The organism is Halochromatium sp. (assembly GCF_046541315.1).
Taxonomy (GTDB): Bacteria; Pseudomonadota; Gammaproteobacteria; order Chromatiales; family Chromatiaceae; genus Lamprobacter.
In genome coordinates this window covers 1-7,492 of the sequence record NZ_JBKHDN010000139.1, presented here as the reverse complement: position 1 = coordinate 7,492, position 7,492 = coordinate 1, and the positions used below count along the sequence as shown (strand labels likewise).

Here is a 7,492-nt window from a genome sequence, read left to right as displayed (position 1 = left end):
CAGCCACCTCCACCTAGAGCCGCTGACCTAAGGCGATTTCCGTCAATCGCCTAAGAGGGCGTCCATCCAGATGATCGTCGCCGCCAAGCACACGGATCTGTGCGGGTGCTTCGCGGACGGCCCCTAAAGGCGACGATCGCTAAGGCGCGGGTTCTCCGCCGCAGGCCTTCACGCAGTCGCGCAGCGAGCGGAATGGCCAGTCCGGATCGCAGACACCGCGCGCGAACGGCTTACAGCTGTCGGTTCGGTAGTCGTAATAGAAGACCGCGCGCGGCTTACTGCAACGGCCCGGCTGAGGCACCTGCAGGCAGCTCACGTGCATGAGGTCAGCCGTGTTCGCGCCGCCGCCGGCGCAGCCAGTCAGCGCCAGCACCAACATCGGCACCAGCGGCAAGCCGCCCGAGCGACGAACCGACCGGCGCCGGCCGGCGAGGCGCGCTCGCGCCAGCGGTCGCAGAGACGAGACACCAGATAAGAGAGACGATGGCGAGGACATGGGAATCGATGGCGACGGCGGTGGCGACGGCGGTGGCGATGGCGATGGCGATGGCGATGGCAAGAATCCGGGATCGATCAGCCCTGGTCGACCAGCCAGGCGACCTGATAGGGCTCGAGTTCAAAGCGGCTCGGCGGCTGATCGCCGCTCTGGCGCCACCCCCCGATCAGCTCGACCCAGCGCCGCTCGCGCGAACGCCGCGCCAGACGTCCGAAACCGAGCTGGATCGGCACGCCGGTCAGATTCGCCAGCATCCACAGGATTTGGCGGCCATCCGGGGCGAGCCGGCGGACGCCGAACAGACCGGCCGGCAGTTCGAGCACCTGTTGCGCGCCATCGGGATGGAAGGCGGGCTGCGCCTGGCGAATCCTAAGCCGTCGCAGATACTCCGGCAACAGCCGCCGCGCCTGATGCGTCGATGACGCGTCCAGCATCGCCTCGAGTTCGGGCAGCGCCCATTTCTGCCGGTTGATGGTACGCGCGCGGCCGCTCTGCTCGACGCCGCGCAGATTGTTCGAGGCCCCGAGCAGGCTGTTGAAATAGATCCCCGGAATGCCCTGCAGACTCATGGCGATGGTCTGGGCGCAGAGAAAGCGCCCAATCGAGGTCGCCTGATCGCCGGGCACGCCAACCGCGTCGAAGTAGGTGATATTGAGTTCATAGGGCGTCGCCGAGCCATCCGGGTTGCTGCGCCGCGAGACCAACCCGCCGCGTTCCTCCATCGCCGCGATCAACCCGTCGAGCTGGGCTTGTGGCAGCAGGCCCTCGAGCGGGCGCACGCCAATCCCGTCATGCGAGGCGGTGAAGTTGAGATAGGTACAGCCGGGTGGCGGCGGCGTCAGTTGCGCCGCCCAGTCGCTCAGATAGCGACCGTTGCCGCTGTGCAGCGCGTGCAGGAGCAACGGCGGCAGGCTGAATTGATAGACCAGATGCGCCTCGTCGCCCTGGCCGAAATAGCGGACGTTCTCGGCATGCGGGACATTGGTCTCGGTCATCAGCAGCACTGTCGGCGCCACCAGATTGAGCAGATCGCGCAGCAGCTTGACCAGCTCGTGGGTCTGCGGCAGGTGGATGCAGGGGCTGCCGAGCTGCTTCCACAGATAGGCGATCGCATCCAGGCGGATCAGCTGCGCGCCGTGGTGGACATAGAACAGCAGGATATCCAGGTACTCGAACAGCACATCCGGATGGCTGAAGTCGACATCGATCTGATCCTGGCCGAAGGTAGCCCAGACATGGCGCTCGCCGGCCGGCGTCTGCACCGGCCGCAGCAGCGCCGAGGTGCGCGGGCGCACCACGCGCGCGAGATCGGCCTTGGGATCGACCTCGAGGAAATAATGCCGCTCCGGCGCCATGCCATTGGTGTAGGCCCGAAACCAACGGCTCTGGCTGGAGACATGGTTGATCACCAGGTCCAGCATCAGCCGATAGTCCTCGGCCAGGGCATCGACCTGCGGCCAATCCCCGAGCGCGGGATCGATCCGCCGATAGTCGATCACCGCGAAGCCATCGTCGGAGCTATACGGGAAGCAGGGCAACAGGTGCAGGATCGAGATCGCCGTGCCGACCTGCTGCTGGAGGAATCGGCGCAGCGTCGCCAACGGCGCTTCCTGGCTGGCGCAGACCATGTCGCCATAGGCGATCAGCACCGCGTCGGTCTGATCCCAAGGCGCGCAGCCGGACGCTGAAGGCGGACACTCGGCACCGACGCCGTAGCGGCCGATGATCAGCTGCAGCCGATCCATCAGGCGCGGCAGCGCCTCTGCGCCATAGAGACGACGCAGGCGTTCCTGGATGCGCTCATAGAGGCGCCGATCGACCACCAGCATGACTCACCCCGTCATATTGCGCACATTGTTGATCATGCCGCGCAGGCTGTCGCGCAGCACGCGATAGCTGTAGAAGCGGCTGGCGATCCGATAGTTGTGCTCGACCAGCGCCTCCCGATAGGCGGCATCGTCCAGGATCCGTCGCGTCTGTTCGACCGTGGACTGGTCGATGACCCCATCGATCACCGGCAACCGGAAGCCCTTGGGCTCGATATCGCGCTGATAGACGCTGTAGCGTCCGATCACGATCGGCAGCCGAAAGTAGATCGCCTCCAGCAGCGCGTTGCCGAAGCCCTCGTAGAGACTCGGGAAGGTCACCAGATCGGCGTGCGGATAGAGATCGCTGAGCACATAGACCTTCTGTCCGTTCTGATCGAGCTGGCGCCGATCGGCCATGCGTTCACCGAACAGCTTCAGCGAGACCCCTTCATCGCGCGCGAGCTGCTGGATCTGGCGCTCGTACTCGAAGCCCTCGTCGCCGCTCTGATGCGAGATCACCAGATGCGCGCGCACAAGTTTGAGCCGGCGGATCAGATGGATCGCGTTCTCGATGCCCTTGCGCGGCACGATGCGGGTCGGTTGCAGGATCAGGTGATCCTCCGGTAGCAGCCCGAGCGCCTGGCGCACATCGGCGGCATAGGCATCCGGCGGGCCGGGCGGACGCTCGAAGTCGAACACATTCGGCACCAGGATGCTCGGCAGGCCCTTGCGCCAGGCGATCTCCTCGCGCGCGGCCTGATTGATCACCACATGCTGCAACTGCGGCACCCGCGGCGGGAAGGCCATCTCCAGATAGTCATCGACCGCCGAGATCTGGAAGCGCTGCCGCTCCCACATGAAATCGTGGTGATGGGCGATCGCCGGCATGCCGGTCTCGAGCAGGAACTCGGTGATGGCAACCCCGAGCGGGACGTGCATCGGGATGGTCAGCGCGTTCTCGATGATCAGCACATCGAGATCGAAGCGCGCGCGGAATTCATAGAGCGTCGATTTCAGATAGGCGGCCAGCGCGTGGATGCGGCGGCTGACCTCGAGGCTGCGGCGAGTCTGGCCCCAGAGCTGGGCGGTGATCCATTGGTTTTCGGAATGATCGAAGAAGGCCTCCGGGATACACAGACTCATCGCCGGATCGCGATCCAGTACCCCGGCGTACCAGAAGCTGACGTGGCCGCTTTGCCAGAGCACCTCGGCCCATTTGGCCGCCTCCAACGAGACGCCATCGGTGCCGGCGAAGCGGGTCGAGACGAAGCCGATGTGTTCCGGTTGCTGCATGCGCTACGGGAGCTGTCTTGGAATCCTGGTTCTGCATAACCCGTGCCCGCCCCTCGAAGGCCGGGCACGGCGCGCTCGAATCCGAGTCGCTGGGCGCGAGCGCTGAAAGGGTCACCGTACCATGATCAACCCGGGCGGCGATCCGGGCTATGATCCCACAGCATGCGCATCGCGATCGTCCATTTTCATCTGCAGACCGGCGGCGTCACCCGCGTGATCCAGCACGCCTGCGCGGCCTTGGCGGCGGCCGGCCACCGCGTCGCGGTGCTCTGCGGCGAGCCGCCACGGCAACCAGAGGCGTTCGCAGCCCGCCTCGCGGTGATCCCCGCGCTCGGCTACGAGGAGCGGCGCGCGCCCTTGGGCCCCGACGCGTTAGGCGCCGCGATGGCGCGGGCGGCGCGACGCGCGCTCGGCGGTGCGCCAGACCTCTGGCATATCCACAATCATTGCCTGGGCAAGAATCTGGCGCTGCCGGGGGCCGTGCGCGGGCTCGCCGAGGCCGGTCAGCCGCTGTTGTTGCAGCTGCACGATTTCGCCGAGGATGGTCGCCCTGCCCTCTACCGGCGCATGCTCGAGGTCCTGGGGGGCAAGGATGGTGCAATCCTCGCGACCCGGATCTATCCGTTGGCGCCGCACATCCATTATGCAACCCTGAACGCGCGCGATGACCGTTTCCTCGCCGCCGCGGGCGTGCCGGATGCGCAACGCCACCGGCTGCCGAACGCGGCCTCGTTCGCCACCGAGCCCCTCCAATCCCCTCGGCGCGAGACGCGGGTTGCGCTTGGCGGCACCCACATGGACGGCGAACGTGGCGCCAAGACCGATCGCCCATCCGGTGACGTCACCGAGCGCCACATGGACGTCAACACGGGCGGTCAGGCTGGCGCCGAACCGGCCGCCTGCGGCCTCGATCACCGCCGCTGGCTCTATCCCTGCCGCGCCATTCGCCGCAAGAATCTCGGCGAACTGCTGTTCTGGGCCACGCTGGCCGGCCCCGAGGATCGCTTCGCCACCACCCAGGCACCGCAGAACCCGCTTGAGCAGCCGATCTATGCGCGCTGGGTCGCGCTGGCCGCGGAACTGGCACTGCCGGTCGATTTTGCGCTCGGCGCCCGCTGCGGCGACTTTGCCGCCCTGCTCGCCTCCAGTCATGCGCTAATCAGCACCAGCGTCGGCGAGGGCTTCGGCCTGGCGTTCCTTGAGCCCTGGCTGATCGACCGTCCGCTTGCCGGCCGCGATCTGCCCGAGATCACCGCCGATTTCGCCGCCGATGGCCTCGATCTTGGCGCGCTCTATCAGCGCCTGCCGGTGCCGCTGGAATGGCTCGATGCCGCCGCGCTGCGCCAGCGCATGGACGCGGCGCTCGCCGCCGCCACCCGTGCCTATGGGCGCGCGCGCGCGCGCGAGGATCTTGCCCGCGCCTGGGCAGCCGCGGTCGATCGCAGGGATCCGGACCGGATCGATTTCGGCCGGCTCGACGAGGAGGCCCAAATCGAGGTGTTGCGGCATCTGCGCACTAATTCAGCGGCCCGCTCCGCGCTTGACACCACCACGCCGCCGCTCATGGCCGAGGTCGAGCGGATCGCGCACAATCGCACCATCGTCGAGCGCGAATACATGCTCGACGGCTATCGGCGCCGGTTGGAGGCGATCTACCGCGCCCTGCTCGCCGCGCCAAGCGCGCCGGTGCGCGACCAGGCCGATGGCCAGGCGCTGATCGCCCGCTTCCAAGCGCCGGAGCGACTCTTTCTGTTGCGCACCTGAACACCGGAATCGCAACCGCCACCCGCCGAGGCATCCGTATGACCGACCCCAAGCTCCTGCACCGCATTCGTTCGCTCTGCACGCCGCGACAGCCCCAGCCAACGGCGATCGAGCCCCAGCTGGAGCCGCTCGCGGAGATTCAAGCCGTGCTGTTCGATATCTATGGCACCTTGCTGATCTCGGCCAGTGGCGACATCGGACTTGGCGGGGAGCAGGCGCGAGCGCCCCGGCTCGGCGAGATCCTCGGCGCGGCCGAACTCGATGCCAGCCGATTGACCGAAGCGCAGCGCCAACTCGATCTCGGCGCCTACCTAGAGGCGGGGATCCAAACCCGACAGGCCCAGGCACGCTCGCACGGCATCCGCTATCCCGAGATCGATATCCTCGCGCTCTGGGAAACGCTGCTGGCCGGCGCTGGCTTGCAACCGACACCCCAGCAGGTGCAACGGATCGCGCTCGAATACGAATGCCGCATCAACCCGGTCTGGACCATGCCGGGGGTTGCCGACCTCCTCGCGGCCCTGCGCCAGCGCGGGCTGGCGATGGGCATCGTCTCCAACGCCCAGTTCTACACCCCGCTGATCCTGGAGGCCTTGCTCGGCGCCCCGCCGGAAATCCTGGGACTGGACCCCGCCTTGAGCGTCTGGTCCTATGTCCTGGGCGAGGCCAAGCCCTCGACGCGGCCCTATGAGATCGCCCTCGCCGGCCTCGCCCAAGCGCATGGGTTGCGTCCGCATCAGGTCCTCTATGTCGGCAATGATCGGCGCAACGACATCTGGCCAGCCGGCCAGCTCGGCATGCGCACCGCATTGTTTGCCGGCGATGCGCGCTCGCTGCGCTTGTACGAGCAGGATCGCGCGCTCGCCGGTGTCGCGCCCGACCGGGTACTGACCGCGTTGGCGCAGATCCCGCGCATCGTCGCCTGAACGGCCTGCTTCAGGTCGGCGCGCTCCCAAGCGAGCCCTCCACCATCACCGGATCGATGAGCGACGAGACCGTCGAACCGGCATTGCGCGACACCGTCATCGGCGACCTCGCTGCCCCATGATCGGTCGTCTTCGACCTCAGCCGAACACCTGCGCGTGCAGCCGGCGCAGCACCTCGAGATCGACATACTCGGCCCCGCCGAGATCGCCGCGCGCGGCGGTCGCCGGAGCGCCGGGCTCGCCGAGCTGATCCACCACCAGCGGCGCGCCGGCGAAATCCTGCTGTTCGGTGTAGGAGCTGGTCGTCACCAGTAGCGCCTCGAGACCAGCACCGAGCGCCGCGCGCACGCCGTTCTCGGAGTCCTCGATCGCGACGCAGGCCGAGGCCGGCAGATTCAATTGCGCCAGGGCCAGCTCGAAGATGTCCGGTGCCGGTTTCTTCTCGCGCACCACGTCGCCGGCGGCGATGACCTCGAACCAATCGAGCAGGCCCGGCTGCGGCGCGGCAGCGAGCAGCGCGGTGACGTTCTCCGGCGTGGTCGTGGTGGCGATCGCCAGCCGCACGCCGGCCGCGCGCGCCTCGCGCAGCAGGCGCAACACGCCGGTGCGCAGCGGGATGCCGCCTTTCTCCAGCCGCGCCACATAGTGCTCGGTCTTGCGCCGATGCAAGTGCGCGATCAGTGCATCCACATCCGCATAGGCCCGTTTGTCGCACTCGAATTCGGGCCGGTACTGGGCCAGATAATGCCGCATCCGCTCCTTGCCGCCGGTCACCGCGAGCAGCTCGCCGTACAGCTCCACCGACCAGTGCCAGTCGAGACCGGCCTCGGCGAACGCGGCATTGAAGGCCGGCCGATGACCATCGCGCTCGGTATCGGCCAGGGTCCCGTCGACATCGAAGATCAAGGCTTGAAGACCGGTCTGCATCAGGGATTCCTTGTATTCGGTTGGCAAGCATCATGGGCGCGCTAGAGTAGCAAAGAAGCCGACTTGCAGCGCTGACTCTTGGGGTGGCGAGTCTCAACCGCCGTCTCGCTGAGCGGCTGGCGCGGGCCGACGCATGGACCCGACATCGCTCTCTGCTTAAGATGACGGAGAAGCCGCACGCATCACGCACCGAGCTTCTGGGCAAGGCAACTGACCGTATTTGCCCTCGGCTTTGGTTACGCTCTGGCGCGCCTGCCGACGCGGAAACAAACGACAAC

At 67.1% G+C, this 7,492-nt stretch carries 6 protein-coding genes; 2 read left to right on the top strand and 4 right to left on the bottom strand.

Translation table 11 applies throughout. The annotated features are described in order from the left end of the window. Positions 1-139: 139 nt before the first annotated feature. The 3 genes from ACLFQI_RS09810 to ACLFQI_RS09800 all read right to left on the bottom strand — a co-directional run bounded on the left by ACLFQI_RS09810 (position 140) and on the right by ACLFQI_RS09800 (position 3,597). Positions 140-322: a BPTI/Kunitz-type proteinase inhibitor domain-containing protein gene (locus ACLFQI_RS09810; protein ID WP_410758912.1), complete on the bottom strand. Its 183-nt coding sequence runs from the start codon at positions 320-322 to the stop codon at positions 140-142. A 251-nt stretch (positions 323-573) separates the two neighbouring features. Then, on the bottom strand, positions 574-2,325 hold the full coding sequence (locus ACLFQI_RS09805) for a sugar phosphorylase (RefSeq protein WP_410758910.1): 1,752 nt from the start codon (positions 2,323-2,325) through the stop codon (positions 574-576). A gap of 3 nt (positions 2,326-2,328) precedes the next feature. Then, entirely contained in the window at positions 2,329-3,597 is a 1,269-nt protein-coding gene (locus tag ACLFQI_RS09800) for a glycosyltransferase (RefSeq protein ID WP_410758908.1), read from the bottom strand. A 162-nt stretch (positions 3,598-3,759) separates the two neighbouring features. Between ACLFQI_RS09800 and ACLFQI_RS09795 the strand changes: the two genes are divergently transcribed. After that, positions 3,760-5,361, top strand: coding sequence for a glycosyltransferase (locus ACLFQI_RS09795; RefSeq protein WP_410758907.1), 1,602 nt, complete (start codon positions 3,760-3,762; stop codon positions 5,359-5,361). Between the two features lie 38 nt (positions 5,362-5,399). After that, positions 5,400-6,287 (top strand): HAD family hydrolase, encoded by an 888-nt coding sequence (locus ACLFQI_RS09790; protein ID WP_410758905.1) that lies wholly within the window; start codon positions 5,400-5,402, stop codon positions 6,285-6,287. 138 nt (positions 6,288-6,425) lie between these two features. Here the strand turns inward: ACLFQI_RS09790 and ACLFQI_RS09785 are convergent, their stop codons facing one another. Further along, positions 6,426-7,214 (bottom strand): HAD family hydrolase, encoded by a 789-nt coding sequence (locus ACLFQI_RS09785; protein ID WP_410758903.1) that lies wholly within the window; start codon positions 7,212-7,214, stop codon positions 6,426-6,428. Positions 7,215-7,492 lie beyond the last annotated feature (278 nt).

Excerpts from the sequence above, each read along its gene's own strand:
- ACLFQI_RS09810 (WP_410758912.1), bottom strand. The coding sequence starts at position 322 with ATGCACGTGAGCTGCCTGCAGGTGCCTCAGCCGGGCCGTTGCAGTAAG.
- ACLFQI_RS09805 (WP_410758910.1), bottom strand. The coding sequence starts at position 2,325 with ATGCTGGTGGTCGATCGGCGCCTCTATGAGCGCATCCAGGAACGCCTG.
- ACLFQI_RS09800 (WP_410758908.1), bottom strand. The coding sequence starts at position 3,597 with ATGCAGCAACCGGAACACATCGGCTTCGTCTCGACCCGCTTCGCCGGC.
- ACLFQI_RS09795 (WP_410758907.1), top strand. The coding sequence starts at position 3,760 with ATGCGCATCGCGATCGTCCATTTTCATCTGCAGACCGGCGGCGTCACC.
- ACLFQI_RS09790 (WP_410758905.1), top strand. The coding sequence starts at position 5,400 with ATGACCGACCCCAAGCTCCTGCACCGCATTCGTTCGCTCTGCACGCCG.
- ACLFQI_RS09785 (WP_410758903.1), bottom strand. The coding sequence starts at position 7,214 with ATGCAGACCGGTCTTCAAGCCTTGATCTTCGATGTCGACGGGACCCTG.